The 25,782-nt window shown below is 33.9% G+C and carries 23 protein-coding genes; 9 read left to right on the plus strand and 14 right to left on the minus strand.

The annotated features are described in order from the left end of the window. Positions 1 to 546: 546 nt before the first annotated feature. The 3 genes from AC07XU_RS08340 to AC07XU_RS08350 are packed head-to-tail and all read right to left on the minus strand — an operon-like array spanning position 547 to position 2,859. Positions 547 to 990, minus strand: coding sequence for a hypothetical protein (locus tag AC07XU_RS08340; RefSeq protein ID WP_494943181.1), 444 nt, complete (start codon positions 988 to 990; stop codon positions 547 to 549). A gap of 13 nt (positions 991 to 1,003) precedes the next feature. Further along, on the minus strand, positions 1,004 to 2,233 hold the full coding sequence (locus tag AC07XU_RS08345; protein WP_494943182.1) for an ABC transporter permease: 1,230 nt from the start codon (positions 2,231 to 2,233) through the stop codon (positions 1,004 to 1,006). After that, positions 2,230 to 2,859, minus strand: a complete 630-nt coding sequence (locus AC07XU_RS08350; RefSeq protein WP_494943183.1) for an ABC transporter ATP-binding protein — start codon at positions 2,857 to 2,859, stop codon at positions 2,230 to 2,232. The genes AC07XU_RS08345 and AC07XU_RS08350 overlap by 4 nt, the downstream gene beginning before the upstream one ends. Positions 2,860 to 3,202: 343 nt before the next feature. Here AC07XU_RS08350 and AC07XU_RS08355 point away from each other — a divergent pair, with 343 nt between their 5' ends. Next, positions 3,203 to 4,528 carry a DUF3472 domain-containing protein gene (locus AC07XU_RS08355; protein ID WP_494943184.1) on the plus strand — a complete coding sequence of 442 codons (1,326 nt, stop codon included), beginning with the start codon at positions 3,203 to 3,205 and terminating at the stop codon, positions 4,526 to 4,528. Positions 4,529 to 4,580: 52 nt separating this feature from the next. Here the strand turns inward: AC07XU_RS08355 and AC07XU_RS08360 are convergent, their stop codons facing one another. Beyond that, the gene (locus tag AC07XU_RS08360; RefSeq protein ID WP_494943185.1) at positions 4,581 to 5,663 is read right to left on the minus strand and encodes a phosphotransferase enzyme family protein; all 1,083 of its coding nucleotides are present in this window, start codon (positions 5,661 to 5,663) and stop codon (positions 4,581 to 4,583) included. An 84-nt stretch (positions 5,664 to 5,747) separates the two neighbouring features. Next, positions 5,748 to 6,779 carry a LacI family DNA-binding transcriptional regulator gene (locus AC07XU_RS08365; RefSeq protein ID WP_494943186.1) on the minus strand — a complete coding sequence of 344 codons (1,032 nt, stop codon included), beginning with the start codon at positions 6,777 to 6,779 and terminating at the stop codon, positions 5,748 to 5,750. Positions 6,780 to 6,961: 182 nt separating this feature from the next. On the opposite strand from AC07XU_RS08365, the gene AC07XU_RS08370 reads away from it, so the two are divergent. After that, positions 6,962 to 7,198, plus strand: a complete 237-nt coding sequence (locus AC07XU_RS08370; protein WP_494943187.1) for a hypothetical protein — start codon at positions 6,962 to 6,964, stop codon at positions 7,196 to 7,198. Here the strand turns inward: AC07XU_RS08370 and AC07XU_RS08375 are convergent. Both AC07XU_RS08375 and AC07XU_RS08380 read right to left on the minus strand, forming a co-directional pair. Next, positions 7,188 to 7,817, minus strand: coding sequence for a Uma2 family endonuclease (locus AC07XU_RS08375; protein WP_494943188.1), 630 nt, complete (start codon positions 7,815 to 7,817; stop codon positions 7,188 to 7,190). The genes AC07XU_RS08370 and AC07XU_RS08375 overlap by 11 nt on opposite strands. Before the next feature lie 125 nt (positions 7,818 to 7,942). After that, positions 7,943 to 9,568, minus strand: coding sequence for an ABC-F family ATP-binding cassette domain-containing protein (locus AC07XU_RS08380; protein WP_494943189.1), 1,626 nt, complete (start codon positions 9,566 to 9,568; stop codon positions 7,943 to 7,945). Positions 9,569 to 9,822: 254 nt separating this feature from the next. Here AC07XU_RS08380 and AC07XU_RS08385 point away from each other — a divergent pair, with 254 nt between their 5' ends. The 3 genes from AC07XU_RS08385 to AC07XU_RS08395 all read left to right on the plus strand — a co-directional run bounded on the left by AC07XU_RS08385 (position 9,823) and on the right by AC07XU_RS08395 (position 11,571). Next, on the plus strand, positions 9,823 to 10,374 hold the full coding sequence (locus AC07XU_RS08385) for a HEAT-like fold family protein (RefSeq protein ID WP_494943190.1): 552 nt from the start codon (positions 9,823 to 9,825) through the stop codon (positions 10,372 to 10,374). 76 nt (positions 10,375 to 10,450) lie between these two features. Next, a complete protein-coding gene (locus tag AC07XU_RS08390; protein ID WP_494943191.1) occupies positions 10,451 to 11,026 on the plus strand; it encodes a nitroreductase family protein in 576 nt (191 codons plus the stop codon). 92 nt (positions 11,027 to 11,118) lie between these two features. Continuing rightward, positions 11,119 to 11,571: a 3-oxoacyl-ACP synthase gene (locus tag AC07XU_RS08395; protein WP_494943192.1), complete on the plus strand. Its 453-nt coding sequence runs from the start codon at positions 11,119 to 11,121 to the stop codon at positions 11,569 to 11,571. A 366-nt stretch (positions 11,572 to 11,937) separates the two neighbouring features. Here AC07XU_RS08395 and AC07XU_RS08400 read toward each other — a convergent pair whose 3' ends face one another. Beyond that, a complete protein-coding gene (locus tag AC07XU_RS08400) occupies positions 11,938 to 12,816 on the minus strand; it encodes a polysaccharide deacetylase family protein (RefSeq protein WP_494943193.1) in 879 nt (292 codons plus the stop codon). 194 nt (positions 12,817 to 13,010) lie between these two features. On the opposite strand from AC07XU_RS08400, the gene AC07XU_RS08405 reads away from it, so the two are divergent. Both AC07XU_RS08405 and AC07XU_RS08410 read left to right on the plus strand, forming a co-directional pair. Further along, on the plus strand, positions 13,011 to 15,518 hold the full coding sequence (locus tag AC07XU_RS08405) for a S9 family peptidase (RefSeq protein ID WP_494943194.1): 2,508 nt from the start codon (positions 13,011 to 13,013) through the stop codon (positions 15,516 to 15,518). Positions 15,519 to 15,628: 110 nt separating this feature from the next. After that, positions 15,629 to 16,837: an MFS transporter gene (locus AC07XU_RS08410; protein WP_494943195.1), complete on the plus strand. Its 1,209-nt coding sequence runs from the start codon at positions 15,629 to 15,631 to the stop codon at positions 16,835 to 16,837. A 268-nt stretch (positions 16,838 to 17,105) separates the two neighbouring features. Here the strand turns inward: AC07XU_RS08410 and clpB are convergent, their stop codons facing one another. From clpB to pyrE, 3 genes are all read right to left on the minus strand, one after another. Further along, the gene (gene clpB / locus AC07XU_RS08415) at positions 17,106 to 19,706 is read right to left on the minus strand and encodes an ATP-dependent chaperone ClpB (protein WP_494943196.1); all 2,601 of its coding nucleotides are present in this window, start codon (positions 19,704 to 19,706) and stop codon (positions 17,106 to 17,108) included. Between the two features lie 488 nt (positions 19,707 to 20,194). After that, positions 20,195 to 20,593 carry an SRPBCC family protein gene (locus AC07XU_RS08420; RefSeq protein WP_494943197.1) on the minus strand — a complete coding sequence of 133 codons (399 nt, stop codon included), beginning with the start codon at positions 20,591 to 20,593 and terminating at the stop codon, positions 20,195 to 20,197. 34 nt (positions 20,594 to 20,627) lie between these two features. Continuing rightward, positions 20,628 to 21,281, minus strand: coding sequence for an orotate phosphoribosyltransferase (gene pyrE, locus AC07XU_RS08425; RefSeq protein WP_494943198.1), 654 nt, complete (start codon positions 21,279 to 21,281; stop codon positions 20,628 to 20,630). 292 nt (positions 21,282 to 21,573) lie between these two features. Between pyrE and AC07XU_RS08430 the strand changes: the two genes are divergently transcribed. Beyond that, complete coding sequence (locus AC07XU_RS08430; protein ID WP_494943199.1) at positions 21,574 to 22,182, plus strand: NUDIX hydrolase; 609 nt, start codon at positions 21,574 to 21,576, stop codon at positions 22,180 to 22,182. Positions 22,183 to 22,275: 93 nt separating this feature from the next. On the opposite strand, the gene coaD is transcribed toward AC07XU_RS08430, so the two are convergent. The 3 genes from coaD to AC07XU_RS08445 all read right to left on the minus strand — a co-directional run bounded on the left by coaD (position 22,276) and on the right by AC07XU_RS08445 (position 24,273). Continuing rightward, positions 22,276 to 22,737: a pantetheine-phosphate adenylyltransferase gene (gene coaD, locus AC07XU_RS08435; protein WP_494943200.1), complete on the minus strand. Its 462-nt coding sequence runs from the start codon at positions 22,735 to 22,737 to the stop codon at positions 22,276 to 22,278. A 184-nt stretch (positions 22,738 to 22,921) separates the two neighbouring features. After that, a complete protein-coding gene (locus AC07XU_RS08440) occupies positions 22,922 to 23,464 on the minus strand; it encodes an RsmD family RNA methyltransferase (RefSeq protein ID WP_494943201.1) in 543 nt (180 codons plus the stop codon). Further along, positions 23,455 to 24,273, minus strand: a complete 819-nt coding sequence (locus tag AC07XU_RS08445) for a DUF3822 family protein (protein WP_494943202.1) — start codon at positions 24,271 to 24,273, stop codon at positions 23,455 to 23,457. Before AC07XU_RS08445 ends, AC07XU_RS08440 begins: the two co-directional genes overlap by 10 nt. 52 nt (positions 24,274 to 24,325) lie before the next feature. On the opposite strand from AC07XU_RS08445, the gene AC07XU_RS08450 reads away from it, so the two are divergent. Beyond that, entirely contained in the window at positions 24,326 to 25,771 is a 1,446-nt protein-coding gene (locus AC07XU_RS08450) for an ATP-dependent DNA helicase (protein ID WP_494943203.1), read from the plus strand. The last annotated feature ends 11 nt before the right edge of the window (positions 25,772 to 25,782 follow it).

Genomic DNA, 25,782 nt, shown 5'->3' on the forward strand with positions numbered 1-25,782 from the left:
AATCGGCATCCACTGCTATCGGGTTTATTTAACGTTAGCCTCTATTACTATGAGGGGCTGCAAATTTCCCAAAAACTACAGGCTATGTAATATAAACCTGATTGAATGAAAAACCCAAATCGATTTTTCATCGGTTTGGGCTTGTAAGAAAAGCAGGGCTACAGAAACGATGGAAAAGTTACATTCGTTTACAAACCCTTATCTAAGTAAAAAATTAAAGCGCTTCGGCTTATACTAAACCAATAGGTGAACTATTGGTGTCTCAACTGCTGAAAATAATCTAGTAGTATGCTGTGTGCCACAGACCACGGAATAGAATAGTTTAACTATCAGGGGTTGCAGGCCTTTTCGTCATTGCCAGCTCGACTGGCAATCGTAATGCTATGGTAGGTAAACAGAAGTTACCTACACAATCCTTGTTATATAAACCTGATTGAATGAAAAGCCCGAATCGATTTTTCATCGGTTCGGGCTTGTAAGAAAAGCGGGGCCACAGAAACGATGGAAAAGTTACATTCGTTTACAAACCCTTATCTAAATAAAAAATTAAAGCGCTTTGCCTTCTACCAAACTAATTGGCGAACTATTCATGGCATTGGCAGTACTCAGTTTTAAAATTCCTTTAACTTTAACAGTTTGGTATGTAAACTTTACCGGCTCTTTAAGCTCTACTTGCACCATTACAGGCACTCCGTTTTTACCGCAATAAAAACACTGGTTGATGGGTAAAGTGCTTAACATAAATTTAGTTTGCTTCATACCATCTTTAATTGGTACAATGTAACCCTCTAATTCGAAAGGTTTATTGGCATATTTTTTAATTTCGTTACCAAAAATGGCATACATTTCTGTGTCTTTAACCGTTTTAAAGTCAACACTACCAATAACATCCCAGTTTTCTGATAAAATTTGATCGCTTGGATCATGCTGCGCTTTGGCACCGAAACCAAAACCTGCTAATAACAATATAACTAAACTAATTTTTTTCATTTGTGTTTGTGTTTTAATTTTTTGCCAATATTTTAGAAATATTTGATTTGTATGCCTGCAATGCTGGGATTACAGCTGCAAATATACCAATACCTAAGCCTGTAAGCAATAAGTAGAACTCGCTTGTAATAAAAATACTACCAGTTAGCTTTGCTTGGGTGCTGTCTTGGTAACTACCTATCATTTCTAATGTTAAATGCCCTAAAGCTATGCCAATAATTGTACCAGCAATGGTTAACAATAGTCCTTCTAAAATCACAATTATAAATAACTTGGTACGCGAAGCGCCTAAAGTTCGCATTATGGCTAAATCATAACTGCGTTCTTTTAACGAATTGTACAAGTTTACAAACACGCTTATGGCTGCAATTAGCATAATTAACACAGCAAACCATTGCAAAGTATCTACGCCAACGCCAATTAAAGAGAAAAGTCTGGTGCTTTCTTGTGCCGGACTAGCCGCTTGCATATTGGTAGTTTGATTTACCATTTGAGGGAAAATAGCCACTGCCATGTAAGAACGGTATTGAATTAATAAGGAAGTAATTTCTCTACTTTCCATGGCTTCTGCCTCTTCTTTTTCATGGTCATGCGCTTCGCCTTCTTCGTGCTCATCAGGTTCTTGATGCTCTTCATGCATTTTCCAAACGCTGCCAATGTTAGTTAAAATTAAGTTATCGGTAACATTACCTTGCGGAGTTAAAATGCCAACAACTTTATATTCATGATCTTTGTGTTGGTCTTTGTTTTCGGTTAAGCCATGTGCGCCAAAAAAGGTATCGCCAACTTTTAAATTCTTGTCTTTGGCAACTGTAGCGCCAATTGTAGCTTCTAAATCGGCTTTCCAAAACTTTCCGCTTTGTGTTTTTAAGCCATACAGGCTGATGAAATTCGTATCTGTGCCAACAATTCTAACGCCATCATAATTATCGCCCAAGGCTAGGGGAGTTGCCCTTTTAACGAATGGATTTTTAGCTAGTTTGTTGGCTTCGTTTAAAGGAATATTGCCAGTAGGGAAATCGATGTAATAAATGCTGCTTAATATTAGTTGCAGCGGACTACCTTTTGCGCCCACTACCAAATCAATATCCTTACTGTTGTTGTTTAATTTTTGTTCTATTTGGGTTGATGCCAAAAGCAAAATGGTTAAAATACCAGTGCCAAATGCAATTAACATGATATTTAATGCCGCCGATAGTGGTTTAGACCAAATGCTTTTCCAACTTATTTTTAATGGGCTCATGTTAAACTGTAGGTATTTGTAAATGCATCTTTAACTCTTTTATCATGGGTAGCAACAATTAAGGTAGCTTGGTTTAAGCCAGATTGTTGCATGAGCAATTCTAAAACTGCTGCGGCGTTGTTATCGTCTAAACTAGATGTTGGTTCGTCAGCTATTAATAAAGTTGGTTTATTGATTACCGCTCTAGCAATAGAAACACGTTGTAATTGTCCCTGACTTAACTCATTTGGGTAAGCAGATTTTTTATCGGCAATGCCTAAAGAGGTTAAAACTTCATCAACTCTGCTTAAATCTTCTGGTAATTTTGCAAAACTTTGAGCCAAGGTTAAATTTTCGGCGATGGTTAAGCTTTTTATTAGGTGTGGTTTTTGAAAGATGATGCCAATTTTTTGTCCCCTAAACTGATCTAATGCTTTTGATGAAAGTTGATAAATTAAGGTTTGATCAATATTTACTTCGCCCTGTGTTGGTTTTAAAATGCCTGTTAAAATGTGTAGCAAGGTTGTTTTCCCACTTCCAGATTGGCCTAAAAGCAACCATTGTTCGCCATTATTTATTTCCCAATCTTTAAAACTGATTTGTTGGGTAGTACCATAGGTATGTGAAACAGATTTGATTGAAATCATCTAATTTTTTAGGTTTCTGTGTGCTACAAAAATAAGAGTTAGATATGAAAAGTTTGGATAGCCTTGTAAAGTATTTGCTACTGCCATAAAATTATGCAGTTTGATGAACACCGAACAAACGTTTGCATAAAGGTTTTTAGTTAATAATTGAATACTTTAAAAGATTTGGATCAAAATTTATGAGAATTAAACATGAGTTTTTTTTCTAAGTTTTCGTTCCTGTAGGTAGTTAACTGTGAACAAAATAACCCAATAATTTAAAAGTAGATTGTGCAAACGTTTGTGCTAACAAAATGAGCAGTGTAATTTAAATATTGCTCTACTTTGTAAAAAATTAAAGATTATGATCAAATACCTGCTTTGTATTGCTACCATTATTGCGTTTATAACATGTACTAAAAAAGAAACCTTAAAAACTACTCAGTTAGATGCTAAACCAAAAGTAACAATTCCTTTAGGTGGCAACGCTTACATAACCGAAAGCAATAACTCATCTACAGAAAAAATTGATGATAGAGGCACAACAGGGTTAACAAATTGGACGAGTACAAATACGGTTGTGAGTGTTTATTTTAAGGTGCAAGCTATTGGTAAGGTAAATTTATATTTAAGAGCTAAAGTAGATGAGGGATCTACAAGCAGCATTAAGGTTTCAATCGGTGAACAATCTTTAATAAAAAAGCTCACAAATTCTGTTTTTGATACCCTGAGTATCGGAGAATTTGAAATTAAAGAGAAAGGCTATGTTAAAGTCGATTTGCAAGGTGTTACTAAATCGGGATCAAATTTTGGTAATGTTAGCGATCTAATTTTGCAAGGTAGTGAGGTTCTAACAAACATAATTTATGTTAAAGACAATGCATCAAGCAATTATTACTGGGGCAGACGAGGTCCTTCGGTTCATTTAGCCTATCAAGAACCTGCTGATTTTAATACAGAATGGTTTTATAACGAAGTAAGTATTCCTAAGGGTGGCGATGTTATTGGATCGTACTTTATGGCAAACGGATTTGCTGAAGGTTATTTTGGAATTCAAGTAAATTCTGCTTCAGAAAGGAGAGTGTTGTTTTCTGTTTGGAGCCCGTTTCAAACTGATAATCCTAACGCTATACCCGATGACGAGAAAATCATTTTATTAAAAAAGGGAACAGATGTAAAAACAGGTGAATTTGGTAATGAAGGTTCTGGTGGACAAAGTTATTTAGTTTACAATTGGAAACCAGAAACAACCTACAAGTTTTTGTTGCAAGGGAAACCAACGACAGATAATTATACAATTTATACAGCTTATTTTTATGCCCTAGAATTAAACAAATGGCAAATTATAGCTTCATTTAAACGTCCGAAAACGCAAACCTATTTAAAAAGAATGCACTCATTTTTAGAAAATTTTAACAATACCAAAGGATATTTAACTAGAACAGCAAATTACGATAATGCTTGGATCCGTTCTGAAAATGGAGTTTGGAAGGAATTAACCGTGGCAAAATTTACTGGAGATAACATTGCTCGAATTAATTTTAGGAATGATTTTTCTGGTGGCGTTAAAGACAACAAATTCTTTTTACAAAATGGAGGATTTTTTAACAACAGCACCACTTTAAATACGCTGTTTACAAGACCAGCAAAAAATCAAACTCCAATAATAGATTTTAATCAACTCCCTTAAATAAAATCATCCCATTAGAAAAAAAAGCTTGGATTAACTGCCAAGCTTTTTTTTAATGTGCAGCAACAAGTTTTCCAAGTTCATCTGCAACTATTTCTTCAAATAAATTTGATGATGAAATATACTTTTCTAAAAGTGTCAATTGGTTTTTTGCTCTAGCCAAATTTTGTCCGGAATATTTCTCCCCATAATATTGATCATTTGCTAAAAAATCAGTCAAAAATCTAATAGCTTGCATGTAAATCATAAACTTACCAGCGTAAACAAATAATTCTTTTTCTGCCTGAGTAAGCATTTCTCCCATTTTTTGTAAATATCCAGTAGCAATTGCAGAAAAAATATCGGGTCTAATGTTTATTTTAGTCAAATCTTGCTCTTCCTCATCAACCGGACATAAGTATGTTCTAAACATATCTCCTAAATCGCTAATGTAAAAACCAGGCATAATGGTATCTAAATCAATAACACATAAACCAGCATTATTTTCATCAAATAAAATGTTGTTAATTTTTGTGTCATGATGAACTACTCTTATGGGTATTAGTTTTTTATCAACAAGCTCATTATAGGTTTCAACTATGTTTTTGTGTTTGTAAATTAAAGCAATTGCATCTTTGGCCTCTGTTAATCTATTGTTTTCTGCTATTGATAGTTGCTTTTCAAACGCTACAAATCTAAAAGTTAGGTTATGAAAATTTGTGAGTGTATAATGAAGATTATCAATGTCAAAATCTTTTAAAAGCGAAACAAACTCACCAAATTTAAATGCGGCCTCATAAGCCTGTTTACCATTATCAACAGTGTTTATGGTTAAAGAATTTTTTATGAATTTTGATAATTTATAAAACTCACCATCATCATCTTTTACAGAAAACTCGCCACTGTTAGATGCTATTAATCCTGCGAAAAGATAATTTGGATAATGACGTGATAAATATTCGCCTACTTTTTGAATGTTTTTTGTTACTAAAATTGGCGATTTAAAAACACCTTTATTAATCTGTTGAAGTATATATGAGTCTGAACCTTGTTTTGATGTTAACTTGAATGTTTTATTAATTAAGCCAGAGCCAAATGTACTGACCTGATAATCATCATAGTTAAGGTTAAATTGTTTAAGAGTGTCTTTTAACATGTTATTGCCGCTTTTATCAAAGCTAATTAATCCAAAATTACTTTCTTTGCACAAACGTTTGCGCTATCTTTTAGTGGTTTTAAGTTATTCTTGTCTGTTTAATTGGTTCACAACTAATTCAGATTCAATAGTAACTTTGTGGTAAAAACTTTCGGATGAAGTATTTTTGTTTTTTAATAGTTCGAATAAAATTTCGGCGGCTTTTTGCCCCTGTAATGCCGGAAATTGTTCTACAGATGCTATAGGCACGTAATCCATGTAATTGATGAGCGGCAAATTTGCATAACTCACAAACTTTAAATCTTTGTCTAAATTTATATTCAGTTTTCTAGCGTGCTTTATAGCGTATAGCGCATTGATATCGTTAAATGTAACAATTGCAGTCGGTGTTCTTTTGTTCGATAATAACTTATCTAAGGCCTCTTGTGTGCCATTTTCGGTTAAATCGCAGCTTACAACTAAACTTCCGTCAAACTTTAATCTGTTTTTTGTAATTGCCTCAAAATAACCTTTTCTACGTTCTTCGCTAGCAGCAAGGGTTGCAGGACCATTAATCATGCCTATGCAACGATGTCCTATTCTAAGCAGATAGTTTACTGCGGCTATAGTTCCGGTTTCAATGTTGCAAGCAACCGAATGTATATTTTTAATAGGTGGGATACGATCAAAAAAAACGATTGGAATACCGTATCGCTCTAACACATCAAAATGATCAAAATTTGAAGTGGTTTTAGCAACAGAAACTATTAAGCCATCAACCCGATGGTTTTTCATCATTTCTATCAATTGTTTCTCCCGTTTTTCATCATCATGAGATTGAGCAATAAGGACTGTATAATTTTTTTGGTAGGCTAAATCTTCAATTGCGCTAACTGCCGATGAAAAAAAAGCTTCTGAAAGTTCGGGTAAGATTAAACCAATTGTTGATGTTTTACCTTTTTGAAAGAAGATAGCACTCTGATTAGGTTCATAATTTAACTCTTTTGCTAATTTTTGAACTTTTTGCTGGGTAGTAATTCCAATACTGGGATGGTTGTGCAATGCCCTTGAAACCGTAGATACGGAAACATTGAGTATCGCGGCTATTTCTTTAATTGTTGTTGGTTTTTTGCTCATCAAAACAAATAAATTATTTGATGAAGTTATTTAAAAATTAGAATAAAGCCTAATTATTGCAAATTCTTTGATCAAAATAAGAAGGTGAGATATGGATAGATTTACGAAAAGATACCAAAAAATCGATTTGTATGATAAGGTCAAGTAAGTTTAATTAGTATATTAGCTTCAAATCTATTGTTATGGAAATCAAGTTCATCATATTTATCTCACTTGCTTTTTTACTAATTGGCTATTATTTATATGTATTGTATAAAACATTACAATATAAACGCAAGTATGGCAAAACAGCCGATGCGCAAGATTTGTATTTAAGAACTGGGCCATTTCACCTCTTGTTTTTTGGTAAATTATTTAAGAATGATGAAAAATCTGATTACAAAGTTTTAAGAGAAGAAGAGGATACTACTAAAAATTAAATACCTTCTCCAAATCTAGCTCATAACCTGGTAAAATTGGAGTTGTCACTTTTTCTCCTGCTACTAATAATCTTGTTGGTTTAAATTTTCCATCATCACCTAAAATATACTTAAAAAAGGTTTGGTCACCTACACTTACAATCCAATATTCCTTAACGCCTGCTTCTTCGTAAACTTCATATTTAAACTTTAGTTCTTTTTTGTTATTGCCGGGTGAAAGTACTTCGACAACAATATCTGGAGCGCCAATACATCCTCTTTTATCTAATTTTTCAGGATTGCAAACCACAACTACATCAGGTTGTATCACCGTAAATATATCTTTATCTTCTTTGCTTTCTCTTGGTAACCTAACATCAAATGGCGCTCCATAAACTTCGCATTTATGTTCCTCTAAAAAACTATGCAATGAACTAAAAATACTTCCGAAAGATTTTTGGTGATATCTTGAAGGCGCCGGACTCATCTGAAAAAGACGGCCATTGATCAACTCCATTCTTTCATCAAACGTAAACCGCATGTAATCTGCATAGCTATAAGTTGCAGAAAAATCAATATCATTTACAGTAGAATAGGTAGGTAATTCTTCCTCTGTTGGGTACGGTTTTGGCTTACGCATCACATCGTTAATTTAAATTACAAACTAAATATAACTAAAATAAAAAAGAGTTTTGAATAGGTTCAAAACTCTTTTTCGTAATTTAAATATGAGTTGATTAATTTTCTTTTACATTAAAAAACTAACTATTTATACATTTCTTCTCTTAATTTAGCTACATCTTCATTGTTGATATAATCATCGTAAGTCATCATTCTATCGATACTACCTTTTGGAGTAATTTCTATAATTCTAGTAGCTACAGATTCTGTTAAAGCATGATCTCGTGAAGTAAACAAAGCTGTTCCTTTAAAATCTTTCATTCCATTATTTAATGCCGTAATTGATTCTAAATCCAAGTGATTGGTCGGCTCATCAAACATTAAAAAGTTGGCATGTTGTAACATCATTCTTGAGAACATACAACGCATTTTCTCACCTCCTGATAATACTTTTACGTTTTTCAGTACCTCTTCGCCAGAAAATAACATTCTACCTAAAAAGCTTCTTACAAACTGTTCATCAGCATCCGTGCCAGAATATTCACGTAACCAATCCACTAAATTCTCATCTTTACCTTCAAAATAATCAGAATTATCGTTTGGTATATCCGCCGGACTAATCGTTACGCCAAATTTAAACTCTCCGGTAAAATCTTTATCTCTACCAGTAAGTACATTATAAAAAGCGGCAGTAGCTAAACTATTTTGAGAAAGGATAGCAACTTTATCACCTTTGTTAACCATAAAGTTTACGTTTTTAAACAAAACTTCACCATCGTTACCAATTTTGGTTAAGCCCTCAACCTGTAAAATCTGATCACCAGCTTCTCTACCTAAGTTGTTAAACAAAATTGCAGGGTATTTACGGCTCGATGCTTTAATTTCAGATATATCTATCTTATCTAAAGCCTTTTTACGCGAAGTTGCCTGTTTACTTTTCGAAGCATTTGCACTAAAACGTTGAATAAACTCTTGTAATTCTTTAACTTTTTCTTCCAGTTTTTTATTCTGATCGCTACGTTGTTTTAACGCCAATTGGCTACTCTCATACCAGAAAGTATAGTTACCCGTATAAATGCTCATTTTACTAAAGTCAATATCCACAATGTGAGTACAAACCGCATCTAAAAAGTGCCTATCATGACTAACAACCAATACAATAGCTTGATAATCAGCTAAAAAGTTTTCTAACCAAGCAATCGTATCAATGTCCAAATCGTTGGTAGGCTCATCCAACAATAAAATATCAGGATTGCCAAATAAAGCTTGTGCCAATAAAACACGTACTTTTTGGTTACCATCAAGCTCTTTTAATTGTTTATAGTGGTGCTCTTCTTTAATGCCCAAATTGCTCAATAAAGTAGCCGCGTTGCTCTCCATGTTCCAGCCATCTTTTTCAGCAAAAAGATTTTCTAACTCACCTGCACGTTCGCCATCTTTATCATTAAAATCTTCTTTAAGGTAAATCGCATCTTTCTCAATCATGATGTCATACAATTCCTTATGACCCATCATCACTGTTTCAATCACCGTATTTTCATCAAATTCGTAGTGATTTTGTTTTAAAACAGCCATACGTTCGCCCGGAGTAAAAGCCACCGAGCCAGATGTTTGAGTAACCTCACCACTTAAAATTTTAAGAAACGTAGACTTACCAGCACCATTAGCGCCAATTACGCCATAACAATTGCCATGTGTAAATTTTAGGTTAACATCTTCAAATAGAGTGCGTTTGCCGTAACGAAGGGATAGGTTAGAAACTGAAATCATATTGCTTAAAAATAAGCTGCAAAGGTACGGAAAAAGGTTGAGGGGAGAAAGGAAGTAGCTAAAAAGGTTTTTGAGATTGTTGTAAACGAATGCCTATTTTCCATGGCAAATCAGTCCCGCTTTTCACTGTAGCCTCACCCGATAAAAAAAATCGGGTTTCGGGCTGCCGTTGCAATCGGGTTTAAATAACCAACAATTGTGCTTATGGCAAGAGTAAACTCAAAATTCAGTTAAATTTACTAATTTCAAGAATTATGTATTCAGAAACACTATTCAATACACTTTCTAATGCAATTTCGAAGAGAAAAGTAGAAGAATTTAGTAAACTTGCTCAATCAAATACTGGGTTAGTTAAGCAATTTCTTGCACTCAGTTTCCATCCTAAACATGAAGTAGCTTTTAGAGCCGCATGGATTTTAGAAAACATTTACTTAGCTAATCCACAAAATTTTATACCACATGTGAATTGGTTTTTAACAAACTTCCCTCATCAAAACAATACATCTGCAAGAAGAAATTTTGCAAAAATATTAGCTTTAGTTACCAAAAAGAATGCGCCTAAAGAAATAAAGGAAATTGTATGTAATTTTAATACAGATCATTTGGTAGAAACCGTATTTGCTCGGTTAATTGATGAAGAAGTTGCTGTAGCAATTAAATCACATTGTTTAAATATTTTAGCTAATCTAAGTACTAAACATCCTTGGATTAGAGAAGAATTATTACAAACCATGGATTTTTTGGTTGATAAGGAAAGCGTTGCATTTTTTGCGAAAGCTAAACAGATCAGAAAACAATTGAAATAACAATTAACACTGCAACAATAAAGCAATAAATTCATTCATTTACCAAACTGCACAGCAAAAATTATACTTTTGATCAATGAGTACGCCAATAGAAATCTTAAACAAAATCATAAAAGAAAGAAGAAGTATTTTTCCGATTAGTTATATACAAAAGCAAATTCCGAAAAATGTAATCGAGCAAATACTTGAGAACGCCAATTATGCACCAACGCATAAATTAACACAGCCTTGGCGTTTTGTTGTATTAAAAGATGAGGCTAAAACAAGACTAGGCCTAACATTAGGTAAAATATACAAAGAAACTATTCCGGCAGAAAAATTTTTGCAGAAAAAATTTGATAGCTTTTCTGTAAAAACAGCTCAATCAGATTGCATTATTGCAATTAATATGAAAGTTTCGGGTAAAATACCAGAATGGGAAGAGCTTGCAGCAGTAAGCTGTGCTGTGCAAAATATGGCTTTAACCGCTCAAGCGCTAAATGTGGGTGCTTATTGGAGCTCACCGCCATTAATTGATCATTTAGGTGATTTCCTATCACTTGATAGCGATGAAAAATGCATAGGCTTGTTTTATATGGGGTATCATAATGAAACTACTGCTAATGCTAACAGAACACCTATACAAGAAAAAGTAATTTGGATGGAAAGTTAATTGTTGATTAACAATCAATTAACTTAAATATTTACTGCTTTTAGTTTTGGTATTAAAATTTTGATATATTTAATTCAATCAAACCGATTATTATGCAAGAATTAAAGTCATCTCTATATCAACTTTGTTTAAATTTTATTAACGAAAGAATAAATACCGCTGAAACAGCTCTAAAGCAAGCTCGAGAAGCTAGCAACGACGATACAAAAAGTAGCGCTGGTGATAAGTATGAAACCAGTAGAGAAATGATGCAACAAGATATAGATAGAAACAAACGTCTTTTAATTGATGCAGAAGAAAATCAAAGGGTTTTAAGCACTTTAAAAGATGTTCCTTTTTCTGAATCGGCAAGAAACGGTAGTTTGGTAGTAACCGATCAAGGTAAATTTTATTTAAGTATAAGTGCAGGGCAATTGCAATTAGCAAATGAAACTATTTTCGCAATTTCTGCCGTTTCGCCAATAGGTAAAATGCTTTTAGGTAAACAAAAAGGCAGTAGTTTTGAGTTTAACGGCAAAAAATATTTGATAAAAGAGGTGGCGTAGTTTTGAGCTTACTGCTCAAACTTTTTTAATTTAATAAGTCATATCGAACGCAGTGCAGCAAGAGCTTTTAGGTTTAAGCAACTAGCAACTCGCAATAGAATTACAAACAGAAGTTTTATAAACGGGATTTAACGGAAATCCTTTTTGTGTCACGCTGAGCGTAGTCGAAGCGTACAAAAAGATTGTAGTGTTAGCCCGACTAATATTAATAAAAGCGATTTGCTTTGCTTTTCTAATAAATTATGCTGTTGTGTTCTGTGTGCCACAGACCACGAATGCTTATATAGTTTGTCATTCTGACCTTGTGAAGAATCTCTTTATATTTTGATAGAGATTCTTCGTTTCACTCAGAATGACAAACGTGGGTTAAAAACTCTTTACAATACTATTATGTAAAGTTTTTGGGCTCCAAAATCCACTTGCAATAATTCTTCTTACCGTAAACAATGGATCTTTTTCATCACGTTTATCGGCTAAAGAAAAGGCCATTTTAAAACCACGTTTCTTTAATTCTGGTATGCCTGCAGCATTCCATAAACCAAACGGATAAGCAAAATATTCAATCTTTTTACCTGTAATTTCTTCTAATTTTTTGGTCGGTTTATCTAATTGTTCTTCCCAATCTTTGCCTTCGTATTTTTTAAAGTTTTTGTGATCGTAAGTATGGCTGCCAATGGTATTGCCTTCATCAGCAAGTGTTTTAATTTGTTCTTTGCTCATGTAATTTACAAATTTACCTTGTTTGCCAATTGAAACCGTCATGATGAAATAGGCAGCTTTAAAACCATGCTTTTTTAATGTAGGATTAACAACTGTGTATTGGTCTAAAACAGTATCATCAAAAGTTAACATTATTGGTTTTGAAGGTAATTTGGCGCCTTCATTTAAATAAGCATACAATTGATCTGGCAAAATAGTGTGGTAACCGCTATCGGCCAACATCTTCATCTGATCTTTAAAATTCTGTATCTCAACCGTATAATCTTTACCCATTTGTCCATCTGTAGATTTCCAGTTTCTAACTTGGTGGTAACATAAAATGGGCACTTGTTTACGGGCCAATATCGTTTTTGCATCAGCAACTTTAACTTTACTTATATCAACATTGGTTGTTGCATCAGCAACGGTTTGTGTTACATTTTCGGTAGTATCACCAGTAGTTTTGTCTGTTGGTCGAGATTTTGACTGACAGCCAGCTGTAAATATCAAGGCTGCTGCAATTGTGGTTAAAAAGTTCTTGCTCATAAGTATGTTTATTGTGCAAAACTATAAAATAGCTACTTATTAATGCAAATATCTTCCACTGTGTGGATAAATTCTTTGATAGATATGATTTTGTTAAATATTTTATAAAATTCTATCCTTTTTATTACACTTTAAATAGCTGTAGAATAAGCATTAATAAATAAATTAGGCCTTTTATTTACTCACCCTAATCAATGAAAAAACTTTACTATCTATTTTCTCTTGCTGCGCTTTTAAGTACAAATGAGGTACTAGCGCAGACTAAAACAATATCGCTTACAGAAACTACACAGGCGCCAGTAAGAGCAAATTATCAAGCTGCTGCTCGTTTTTCGCCTTCCAAACTTCGTAAAATTATTTATTCAACAGCGGTTGATCCGCATTGGTTAAAATTAACGAACAGGTTTTGGTATCAGTATGAAACGCCAAATGGTAAACAATGGTATATTGTTGAACCAGCTGTAAGAAGCAAAAAAGCAATGTTTGATAACAATAAAATGGCGGCCGACATAACTTTAATTGTCCGCGACCCTTTTGATGCCCAGCATTTGCCAATAGAGAATTTGAAATTCGCTAAAGACGAGAAAAGCATCAATTTTGAAGTAAAAAGTACAATTGACGAATTAAAAAAAGATAGAAAAGATAAAAAAGCTGCAGATTCGATGCAGAAAAAAATCTTCTTTTTTAATTATGATTTGGCAACAGCAAAGCTTACTGAAGTTAAAAATTACGATAAGCCAAAAGCTAAACCAAGTTGGGGTTCAGTTGCACCAGATTCATCGGCAATTATTTTTTCTCGTAATTACAATCTTTATTGGATGGATAAAGAGAACTACAAAAAAGCCGTTAAAAATGAAGATGATAGCACAATTGTAGAGCATCAGCTAACAAAAGACGGTGTTAAGTTTTATTCATATGGTAGCGATGGCGATGGCGAGGATAATGAACTGAATGCCAAAAACAACAAAAAAAGAAGAAGAGCCTACGTACTTTGGTCGCCAGATTCGAAACACTTTGTGTTAGATAGAACAGACTCTAGAAAAGTAAAAGATTTTTGGGTAATAAATAGTACTGCAGCAGGTAGACCAACCTTAGAAACGTATAAATATCAAATGCCGGGTGAGAAAGAATCGCCGGTTGATGAATTTATTTTGTTCAATTTCCCGGCTAAAACGTATAAAACTATCAACACTACTGCTTTTAAAGACCAAAGTATTTCTACATGGGGTAAAGAATCATTGGTGAAAGATAGAGATGATGAGTTTAGGCCATCAATTTGGCTAGGGGATAATAGTAAGTTCTATTTCTCTCGCACCAGTAGAGATTTAAAACGAATTGATGTTTGTACAATTGATATCAACACTTTAAAAGTAACCCCAATAATTGATGAACGTTTTAATACTTATGTAGAAGTTCAGCGCCCGGGTTTAATTGATGAAGGTAAAGAGATTATTCATTGGAGCGAGCGTGACGGTTGGGGCCATTTCTACTTATTTGATGGCAATGGAAAATTAAAAAACCAAATCACTTCTGGCGCATTTCATTGCGAAGGCATAGTTAATATCGACCAAAAAAATAGAAAACTTTATTTTACGGCTAATGGTCGCGAAGCCAAAGAAGATCCATATTTTATGCATTTATACAGCATCAATTTTGATGGTTCTGGTATGAAATTATTAAATGCAGGAGATTTTGATCATGCTGTGGTGATGAACGATGAGGCCAAATATATAGTAGATAATTTCTCTAGAGTAAATACAGTTCCTAAATCAGTTTTACTAGATAATTTAGGTAACAAGGTGATGGATTTAGAAACCGCAGATTTATCGTTATTGATGATAACAGGTTACAAATTTCCGGAGCCATTTAAGGTTAAAGCTGATGATGGTGTGACCGATATTTATGGGGTAATGTATAAGCCTTTTAACTTCGATCCAACCAAAAAATATCCAATTATAGAATACGTTTATCCTGGTCCACAAACCGAAGCTGTAAATAAATCTTTTGGCAGAAGCATGGATAGAATGGATCGTTTAGCACAATTAGGTTATATTGTAATTACGGTTGGTAATAGAGGTGGCCACCCAGCTCGTTCTAAATGGTACCACACTTATGGATATGGCAATTTAAGAGATTATGGTTTAGCAGATAAAAAAGCCGCTATTGAGCAATTGGCAGATAGATACTCATTTATTGATGCAGATAAAGTTGGGATAACTGGCCACTCAGGTGGTGGTTTTATGTCTACAGCCGCATTGCTAGTTTATCCAGATTTCTTTAAAGTTGCAGTTTCTGCAGCTGGTAATCATGATAATAGCATTTATAACCGTTGGTGGAGCGAAAAACACCACGGTGTAAAAGAAATTGTTTCTGCCAAAGGTGATACTACTTTTAAATATGCCATTGATAAAAATGCCGATCTAGCTAAAAACTTAAAAGGCCATTTGTTATTAATGCATGGCGATATAGATAACAATGTAAATCCAGCAAACTCAATAAGGATGGCAAATGCCTTAATTAAAGCCGGTAAAAGATTTGATTACATCATTGTTCCTGGTCAGCGACATAGTTTTGGTGATATGACAGAATACATGTTTTGGCGTTTAGCCGATTACTTTAACAACTATTTATTGGGGGATTTCTCAAAATCATCTGAAGTAAATATTGTAGAAATGGATAAAGAAATAGAAAGAAAACAATAAGTTTACCTGAAGGCTCCCGAAACGGAGCCTTTTTTATTTGACTAAATTATGTATGTAGGAAATCATTTGCCAATACATATATTTTTAAATTTGCGCCTTTATTAAAAGTAATGAATAATCCATCACCAAAAGTTTTAGTCGAGCAAACAGTTTTCCCGATATTATTTGCCCTTAGTTTTTCGCATTTATTAAATGATACCATACAATCCCTCATTCCTGCAATATACCCAATAATTAAAAATAGCTATCAGCTTAGCTTTTCTCAAATTGGTTTAATTACGCTAACGTTTCAAATGGCCGCATCGTTGTTTCAGCCATTTGTAGGCTTATATACCGATAAAAAACCACAACCTTATTCGTTAGCTACCGGTATGGCTTTTACTTTAATAGGATTGGTAACATTATCTCAAGCTTCAGATTTTTATTTGATATTAGTTTCGGTAGCTTTAATTGGTACAGGTTCATCAATTTTTCATCCAGAAGCGTCAAGAATGGCTCATGCCGCATCTGGCGGAAGAAGAGGATTAGCTCAATCGGTTTTTCAATTAGGCGGTAATGCAGGTAGTTCTTTAGGTCCGTTATTGGCCGCATGGATTATTGTACCGCATGGGCAACTAAGTATAGTTTGGTTTTCGCTGATTGCACTTTTGGCTATTGTTGTTTTAACTTATATTGGCAATTGGTACAAAGATTATTTACAAAGTTTAAGAGAAAATTTAACAGCAAAATCAAAAACGGTTAGTCATAATTTAAGTAAAAGAAAAGTTGTTTTCGCTATCGTGATCTTACTGATTCTCATTTTCTCAAAATATTTTTACATGGCTAGTTTAACCAGCTATTTTACATTTTATTTAATACAAAAATTTCATGTTCCCGTACAAACTTCACAAATTTATCTCTTTGTTTTTTTATTCTCTGTTGCTGCTGGTACGTTAATAGGAGGGCCAGTTGGCGATAAGATTGGACGTAAATACGTGATTTGGTTTTCGATATTAGGGGCTGCACCTTTTTCATTACTATTACCACATGTTAATTTATTTTGGACTGGTGTTTTAATTGTTCCTATCGGGATAATATTAGCTTCGGCATTTTCGGCAATTTTGGTTTATGCACAAGAATTGATACCAGGTAAAGTTGGTTTAGTTTCTGGCTTATTTTTTGGTTTTGCTTTTGGTATGGGCGGCATCGGATCTGCATTGTTGGGTAAATTGGCAGATGTAACCAGTATTACATATGTTTACCAAGTTTGTGCGTTTTTGCCATTAATTGGATTGCTAACCGTATTTTTGCCCAATATTTCGACTACCAAGAAAGCCTAAATTTTATTCGGACTAAAATATAGACGCTCACTAGATGTTTGTTTTTAAGGTTTACCTGAGTTTTTAAACCCGACAGGAGCGAGCACGACGCCAATTTTTTTTGGCTAGTAAAGCGAATGGCGGGGCTTGCTTAACAGATGGAAAACAGAACCCTGATTTTCTGAAATACAAAGGAGAGTTTAATTAGTTATATAAGCTTAAATGATTAAACAAAAAGCCCTCTATTTTTAAAATAAAGGGCTTTTTAATCAGTAATTAAATTTATTTTTTACTTCTCATTCTCATTCAAAAAAACAAACTGATGATCGAACATATCTAGTTTGATTTTGCTGTCCTTATCAACCGTTCCGGCTAAAATCGATTTAGATAACTCATTTAAAATTCGTTTTTGAATTACCCTTTTTAACGGTCTTGCACCAAATTGTGGGTCGTAACCTAACTCTGCCAACCAATCTAAAGCCTCAGCGCTAGCTTCCATGGTAATGCCCATTTCTGCTAAAGTTTGTTGCACCTGTTTAAACTGCAAATCAACAATGTTTCTAATTTCACTTCTTTGCAAAGGAGTAAACATAATTAACTCATCAATTCTGTTTAAGAACTCAGGACGAATGGTTTGTTTCAAGAGTTCAAACAACTCATTTTTTGTTTTTGCAATCACTTCGTCTCGGTTTTCATCAATCAAGCCTTTAAAATTATCCTGAATTAAATGCGAACCGATATTGGAAGTCATGATGATGATGGTGTTTTTGAAATTCACCACTCTACCTTTATTATCTGTTAAACGGCCATCATCCAATACTTGCAGCAAGATATTAAAAACATCAGGATGTGCTTTCTCGATTTCATCTAACAATACAACAGAATATGGTTTTCTACGTACAGCCTCGGTTAATTGTCCGCCTTCATCATAACCAACATATCCCGGAGGCGCACCAATCAACCTAGAAACAGCATGTCTTTCCTGATATTCGCTCATGTCAATTCTAGTCATGGCGTTTTCATCATTAAATAAAAACTCGGCTAATGCTTTTGCCAACTCTGTTTTACCAACGCCAGTTGTACCTAAGAAAATGAACGAACCAATTGGTTTGCGTTTATCTTGTAAACCTGCTCTTGAGCGGCGAATTGCGTCTGATATTGCTTCAATTGCTTCATCTTGCCCAGCAACACGTTTGTGCAATTCATCTTCTAAGTTTAGCAATTTCTCACGCTCACTAGCAATCAATTTCGTTACCGGAATGCCAGTCCAACGACCAACCACGCCCGCAATATCGTCAGCAGTAACTTCTTCTTTAAGCATTCTGCTTTCGCTTTGCACACCTTCCAAATCAACTTTTAGTTTTTCAACTTTGTCTTGCGCTTCTTTAATCTTTCCATATCTAATTTCAGCTACTCTTCCATAATCTCCAGCACGCTCAGCTTGGTCGGCTTCTAATTTAAAAGCTTCAATTTGCTCTAGTTGGTTATTAACCGCATCAACCAAATCTTTTTCACCTTGCCATTTTGCCTTAAACTCATCACGCTCTGCAGATAGATTAGCAATTTCTTCAGAAAGTTCTTGTACTTTTTTGTCGTCTTTTTCGCGTTTTATCGCTTCACGTTCAATCTCTAAACGCATAATTTCGCGATCTAGAGCATCTACATTTTCCGGAACGCTATCCATTTCCATACGCAATTTAGATGCTGCCTCATCCATTAAATCAATTGCTTTATCTGGCAAAAAACGGTCGGCAATATAACGTTGGCTCATTTCTACTGCGGCAATAATCGCTTCATCTTTAATCCTCACTTTGTGGTGGGTTTCATAACGTTCTTTTAAGCCACGCAAAATAGAAATTGCATCTTGTGTATCAGGTTCTTCAACCATTACCTTTTGGAAACGACGTTCCAAAGCTTTATCTTTTTCTAAATATTTCTGGTATTCATCTAAAGTGGTAGCGCCAATTGCTCTTAATTCTCCTCTCGCCAAAGCTGGTTTCAAAATATTTGCCGCATCCATCGCACCTTCGCCACCACCTGCACCAACCAAAGTATGTATTTCATCAATAAACAAAACAATATCGCCATCGCTTTGCGTAACTTCTTTTACTACGGCTTTTAAGCGTTCCTCAAATTCACCCTTATATTTTGCTCCAGCAATAAGAGACCCCATATCTAAAGAATAAACCGTTTTGCTTTTCAAATTTTCGGGCACATCACCTTTAATAATTCTAAATGCAATTCCTTCTGCAATGGCTGTTTTACCCACACCAGGCTCACCAATTAAAATCGGATTATTTTTCGTTCTACGAGATAAGATCTGAATAACTCTGCGAATTTCTTCATCTCTCCCAATCACTGGATCTAACTTGCCGCTTTCTGCATATTCATTTAAATTTCGAGCATATTTATTTAAAGCTTGATAGGTAGCCTCTGCATTCTGATCGGTAACTCTATGATCTCCTCTTAAACTAACGATAGCTTTTTTTAGGTCTTTTTCGTTAACACCTTGATCTTTTAATAATTTCGATGTACCATCGTTAACTGCTAATAAGCCTAGCAATAAGTGCTCTACCGATACAAAATCATCCTTAAATTCTTTTAAATAAGAAGTTGCTTTTTGTAATGCAGCGTTTGCGCTCGATGATAAATAAGCGTTTCCACCAGTAACTTTTGGTAATTTTTCTATAGCTGCGGTTAAGTTTTGCTCAACCACATTAAGGTTTACATTTAGTTTTTTTAGCAAGTAACTTACTACGTTTTCATCAACGGTTAGTAAACCTTTTAATATATGTGCAGTTTCAATAGCTTGCTGCTGATTGCCCTGCGCTATTTCAGAAGCTTTTTGGATAGCTTCTTGTGCTTTTATTGTAAAGTTGTTGAAGTTCATATTTCCTTTTCATTCAAAACAAATGCCACAAGATTTTTGCTTCACTAATCGGAAATTTTGTCGGTAAGTATTTGATTTACACGACTAATTGTCTGTAAATAAGCTATTTATACTGAAATATTGTCGTGTTAATCCTAATGGTTTGAAAATCAATGGAAGTGGCTTTTGGCTAATGTAGTCCTTCTTTACGTTTCAATATTTTTAAGCTTCGACTATGCTACCGATAAAAAATCGGTACACTTCATCTTGACAAAAATATTTTCACTGCAATAAGGTTTATTTTACAAAGGAAGTAGTGCTTGGGCTGTTGCTAAAGTCTATGCAAATGAATTAAATTCCGTCGGTTAAACCAATAGCAATGATGAGGAAAAATGTTCCTTAAAAGAAAATTTGAAAAAATCTCCAATAAAATGATTGCCTGCAATTTATTAAACACAAAAAAACACCATCACAAAATGAGGGTGTTTTATAATATTTTTAGAAGACTATTAAACTAAAACTTCCTTTAATTTTTGTGTTTGGTGGTCAGCTAGTTTTTGCAAAGGGCCAGAAGCCAACATTTTCATCATCATATTTAAATCTGCCGAAATAATATGTTTAGCAATTGTGCCTCCGTTATCAGTTGGTTCCACAGTCCATTTTAATTCTACATCGAAAGGTGGTTTTTCTGTTGGTATGGCAATAATTTCGCTGTTTGGCACACGATTAGAAATTTTGATAGCTAATTTAGCCATGTTTTGTATCGTAAAACTTGCTTGATCATTTGTAGATGACCAGTTATAGATGTTATCAGGCATTAATTGTTGGTGGTTATTTAAATCTTCTAAAAAAAGATAAACTTTATCAATTGGTAAATCCAACTCTACTGCACTTTCTATAACTGTCATATTTTATTTTTTAAAATCTTTAATAACGCAATTCTTAACTCAAAACTTCTTTGCCCCATTCTGCAGGGTTTTCTCGCCATTTATTTAGTAAATTGATATCGTTTTGAGCAATAAAACTATGTTCTGCAGCGTAATCAATTAATGCACTATAATTGGATAGGGTAGAGTAACGGCACTTTGCAGCAGCAAAATTTTCATCAGCTTGGTCAAATCCATAGGTAAATATAGCAACTAAACCAGCAACAGACAAACCTGCTTCACGTAATGCATTTACAGCTTGTAAACTACTTTTTCCTGTAGAAATTAAATCTTCAATTACAACTACACGTTGGCCTTCAATTAGTTCTCCTTCAATTAAACTGCCAGTGCCATGTTCTTTAGCCTTGGCTCTAACATAAATAAATGGCAAGCCTAATTCTTGAGCTACTAAAACTCCCTGAGGAATACCAGCAGTTGCTACACCTGCAATAACATCAACAGAACCAAATTCTTCTTGTATCTGCTGCGCTAATTTTTGGCGAATGTAAGTTCTAACAGATGGATGTGATAAAGTGATGCGGTTATCACAATAAATTGGAGATTTCCAACCAGAAGCCCAAGTAAATGGATTATTTGGTTGAAGTTTCACCGCTTTAATTTGTAATAAAAATTCGGCTACCTTTAATTCAATATCACTTTTATTATACATGGTTCAAAAATAACTATTTTATGTGAATGATGTTGCGTTGTGAACAATTGAATATCCACATTTTTTTACTTATTAAATACAACTAATTGAAATTGAGTAGATTGTTTTGTGAACAATTTTCTGAAATTACGATAAGTGGTGATTACATCAAATGAGGTAAATATTTATTCATGAAAACATTTATTGCTTTCAACAATTTTTTAATACTTTTAAAAAATGCAGTTCACGGTTATCTAACAAAATTTGCTTGTTAATGTTTAATCTTTTTCTGCTTATTTTATTTATACCTTTTATGAAAAGTTACCGAATTTATTTCAATAACAACACGCTATTTATTGCAGATTCTATTCCTAATCAAGTAGAAAAAATACAACAACTTTCGGTAAGCAATTTTAGCTTTTTAGACTTTTTTAATTCATTGCGTAAAGGAGGAAATAAACATTATGCATTAATTGACGACAATCCGAAGGCGCTATTTAAAAAAATAAAAAAGAAATTAAATATTATAAAAGCTGCAGGTGGTTTGGTAGCCAATAACAATAATGAATACTTGTTCATTTTTAGAAATAAAAAGTGGGATTTACCAAAAGGAAAAGTTGAAAAAGGCGAAAAAGTTAAAATCACCGCAGTTAGGGAAGTTGAAGAGGAGTGTGGCGTTGTAATAGAAAAACGCGAAGATCTACTGTGTAAAACTTACCATGTTTATGAAATGGATGGAAAAGTAATTTTGAAAAGGACAACTTGGTACAAAATGAAGGTTAAAGGAAGTCCGAAATTAATACCACAAGTTGAAGAGGGCATTACCACTGCATCTTGGGTAGCTCCGTTAGGTATTAAAGTTAAAATGGAAAACACTTATCCTTTAATATTAGATGTTTTAAAAGCTGGCGGATTGGTTTAGTTCAATTTAGATCATTTAGATCTTCTCTACTTTGTAAACCTTTTACAGATTTACAAAGTTATTGTCTTATCATTTTCAATGTAGGTAATTCAATTACAAGAATTTAATCACTTCTTTTGGTACGAACGGACTAATATTTCCTTTGTTTCTTAAAATATCTCTTACAATGGTTGAGCTTATGGCCGAATATTCTGGTTTGCTTAACAATAAAATGGTTTCTACTTCTGGCATCATGGTCTGATTAATTTGAGCGATTGCTCTCTCATACTCAAAATCAGATGCCGAGCGAATGCCTCTAACCATGTATTTTGCATTAATTTTTCTGCAAAAATCAACTGTTAACCCTTCATATAATTGTACATCAACTTTCTCATTTTCAGCAAAAATCGTTCGAACCATTTCTTCTCTTTTTTCTGCAGAAAGGAAGTTCTGTTTTGAACTATTTAAACCAATGCCCACCACAATTTTATCAAATAATGGCAATGCCCTTTTTAGAATATCAACATGAGCAATGGTCATCGGATCAAAAGAACCTGGAAATAATGCGATTTTCATCTTTTTGTTGTTTGTTTTTTATGGTGTTGCAGCTATAATAATTTGTTGAATTATACTGATAACTGTTAAATTATTATGACTTAATAAGGTAAATATAGATGTTTAAGCTGAGAGGTAAAAGCTAATGCTATCTTTCCGAAAATTCGGAACAAGCTCTCACACGCTCGTTCGATATAAAGGCGGATCACCCTTCAACTTTCTCAAAAAAACTAAAAGAACTATTGCCGTATTTTCTCACTTCAGTAAAACCAGGTTGTAAATTTAGTTTTAAAAATGGTGGGTGTTCAACAATCAAAGTTCCATTTTCTGCTAACAAATTTTGCTTCATTACCAATTGTGGTATCATTGGGATATTTGGTAAATCATACGGTGGATCGGCGAAAATGATATTGTATTGGTGGTTATCCTGGGCTAAAAACTTAAATGTATCTGCTTTTTGAGCTTCAATTTGACTGAGTTCAAATTTTTCTGCAACAGATTTAATCCAAGCTATACAACCCGGATGTTTATCAATTGCGCTCACATGCTTAATGCCACGAGAAGCAAATTCAATACAGATGCTGCCAGTTCCGCTAAATAAATCTAAAACATCGCATTCATCGAAGTCGTAAGTGTTATAGAGAATGTTAAATAACGCTTCTTTAGCCATATCTGTAGTTGGCCTAACCGGAAGATTTGCTGGCGCATTAAATTGTCTTCCTTTTAAAATTCCACCAATTATACGCATTTGCTTAGGGCTAATAAACTACTGTAATAATGAGCTGGCATATCTTCTATAACTTCTTGATCAAGATCATTTGATACAGTTAAGAAATCAGTTGTATCAAAGTATTTTTTGATGCAATTGTAATTTTGATCATTTTCATGAATAATTCCACACAGATAAATCTTTGTTGTACGATCAATTTTCAATTGATTAATCATCAATAATAGATAATAGTTCAATTCTTCTGCATCATCAATTTCATAACTTTGCTGAAAAATAATTTGATTATCAGTTAAGTAAATCACATTTACAGTACCAACTGCAAAATCCAAAATCAGCGATGCTGCATTTAATTGCTCAGCTTGATTTAATAAGCCAGCATTTTCATGAAACACTTTAGCTTCTTTAAAATTTAGTACATTTTCTGTATTTTTTGATAAAGAAAAAATCGTGTTAAAGCCAAAATGATTTTGTGCATCGACAAAAACATTGCTCGAAGCGCTTTCTGGAAAATATTGTGCATTTGCGCCAACATTTTCTTCGCTAAAAAATTCATTAGGTACAGTAATTACATTAGGTGTGTTTACCGCTATTTTTACTTCCTGATAAGCTAAAGTTAAATATGGATCGGTTTTTAAACGTTCAGCAAATTTGCTAGTAACGTTTTCACATTCTTGCTCATCATAAACAGCGCTTACTTTGTTAGTTTCACTATTTATAATTGCATAAGAGAAACTTTTCGATCCAATTTTAACTAACAAACTACAATTATTTGAGGCTGATGGTTCAAAAGTCGGATCTATCAGTAAGATGCTGTTTTTATTATCCATATGTTGGCAAAAATAACTTTTTTCTATAACATTACCATTGCATCTTTGCTAAATGGATAAAGTAAACCTAATTGCGCAATCATATCCTTTTGCTCCAACAGCAGAGCAATTGATTTTTTGCGCAAAAGCAACTTCGTTTTTAACGCAAAATGTACTACATAAATGCTTTATTTTAAGAGGTTATGCAGGTACAGGTAAAACAACATCGGTTGCTGCTTTAGTTAAAGCTTTACCATTTTTTAATACCAAGGTTGTTTTGTTAGCACCAACAGGTAGGGCTGCAAAGGTGATTAGCAATTATACTGGTAAAACAGCATTAACTATCCATAAAAAAATATACAGAAAACGAAGTGCTGTAGCTACAGAAATGGCTTTTCAATTAGCTCCAAATTTAGCCGAAAACACCTTGTTTATTGTTGATGAAGCATCGATGATTGCTGATGAATGGAACCCACAAAATGGGTCTTCTTTTCTTAAGGATTTAATTGAATTTGTTTTTCAACCAGGGCCAAATGGAAAAGACAAAAATTGCGCTTTATTATTTGTTGGCGATACAGCTCAGCTTCCGCCAGTTGGTAGTTTAGATAGTCCTGCGCTAAATGAAAAGTACTTGGAAACTAATTTTGGCTTACAAGTTACTGCTGTTGAGCTTAAAGAAGTAGTTAGGCAAGAGAAAAAATCGGGTATTTTGGCCAATGCAACTATGCTCAGGCAATTAATTAATAACTATGAGGATAATGTTATTGTGCTGCCAAAATTCTTAACCAAAAGCTATAAAGATATTTTTAGCATGACGGGCATAAAACTGGTGGAAGGATTGGAGTATGCTTACAGCAAATTTGGGATAGAGAATAGCTTGGTCGTTTGTAGGTCTAATAAATCAGCTAATGTATATAATAATCAAATCAGAGCTAGGTTATTGTATCGTGATGAAGAGTTAAGTGGTGGCGACCAAATTATGGTGGTTCGAAATAATTATTTTTGGCTGCCCGAAAATCCTAAAGCCGCATTTATTGCCAATGGCGATATGGCTAAAATTACACGTGTGCGTAGGGAAGAAGAACGTTATGGCTTACGCTTTGCAGAAGTGAACCTTGAGTTTTTGGATTTTCCGGAAGTTGGAACTGTAACTTGTAAAGTTATTTTAGATACCTTACAAGCCGAAACGCCAAACCTACCTTACGAAAAAAGTAAACAAATGTTTGAAGGTTTAATGTTAGATTATGATCATTTAAACAGTAAACGCGAAAAAATGCAGGCCATTAAAGAAGATCCGTATTACAATGCCTTGCAAATTAAATTCGCCTATGCAGTTACCTGCCACAAAGCTCAAGGTGGCCAATGGGATGCAGTTTTTGTAGACCAAGGCTATTTAACCGATGAAATGATTGATATTGATTTTTTAAGATGGCTTTACACAGCTTTAACCAGAGCAAAAAGAGAACTTTTTCTAGTTAATTTTGCCCAAAACTTGTTTGCTACCAGTCAGCAAGAGTAGTTTGATTAAAA

The organism is Pedobacter sp. GW456-11-11-14-TSB4 (assembly GCF_059424425.1).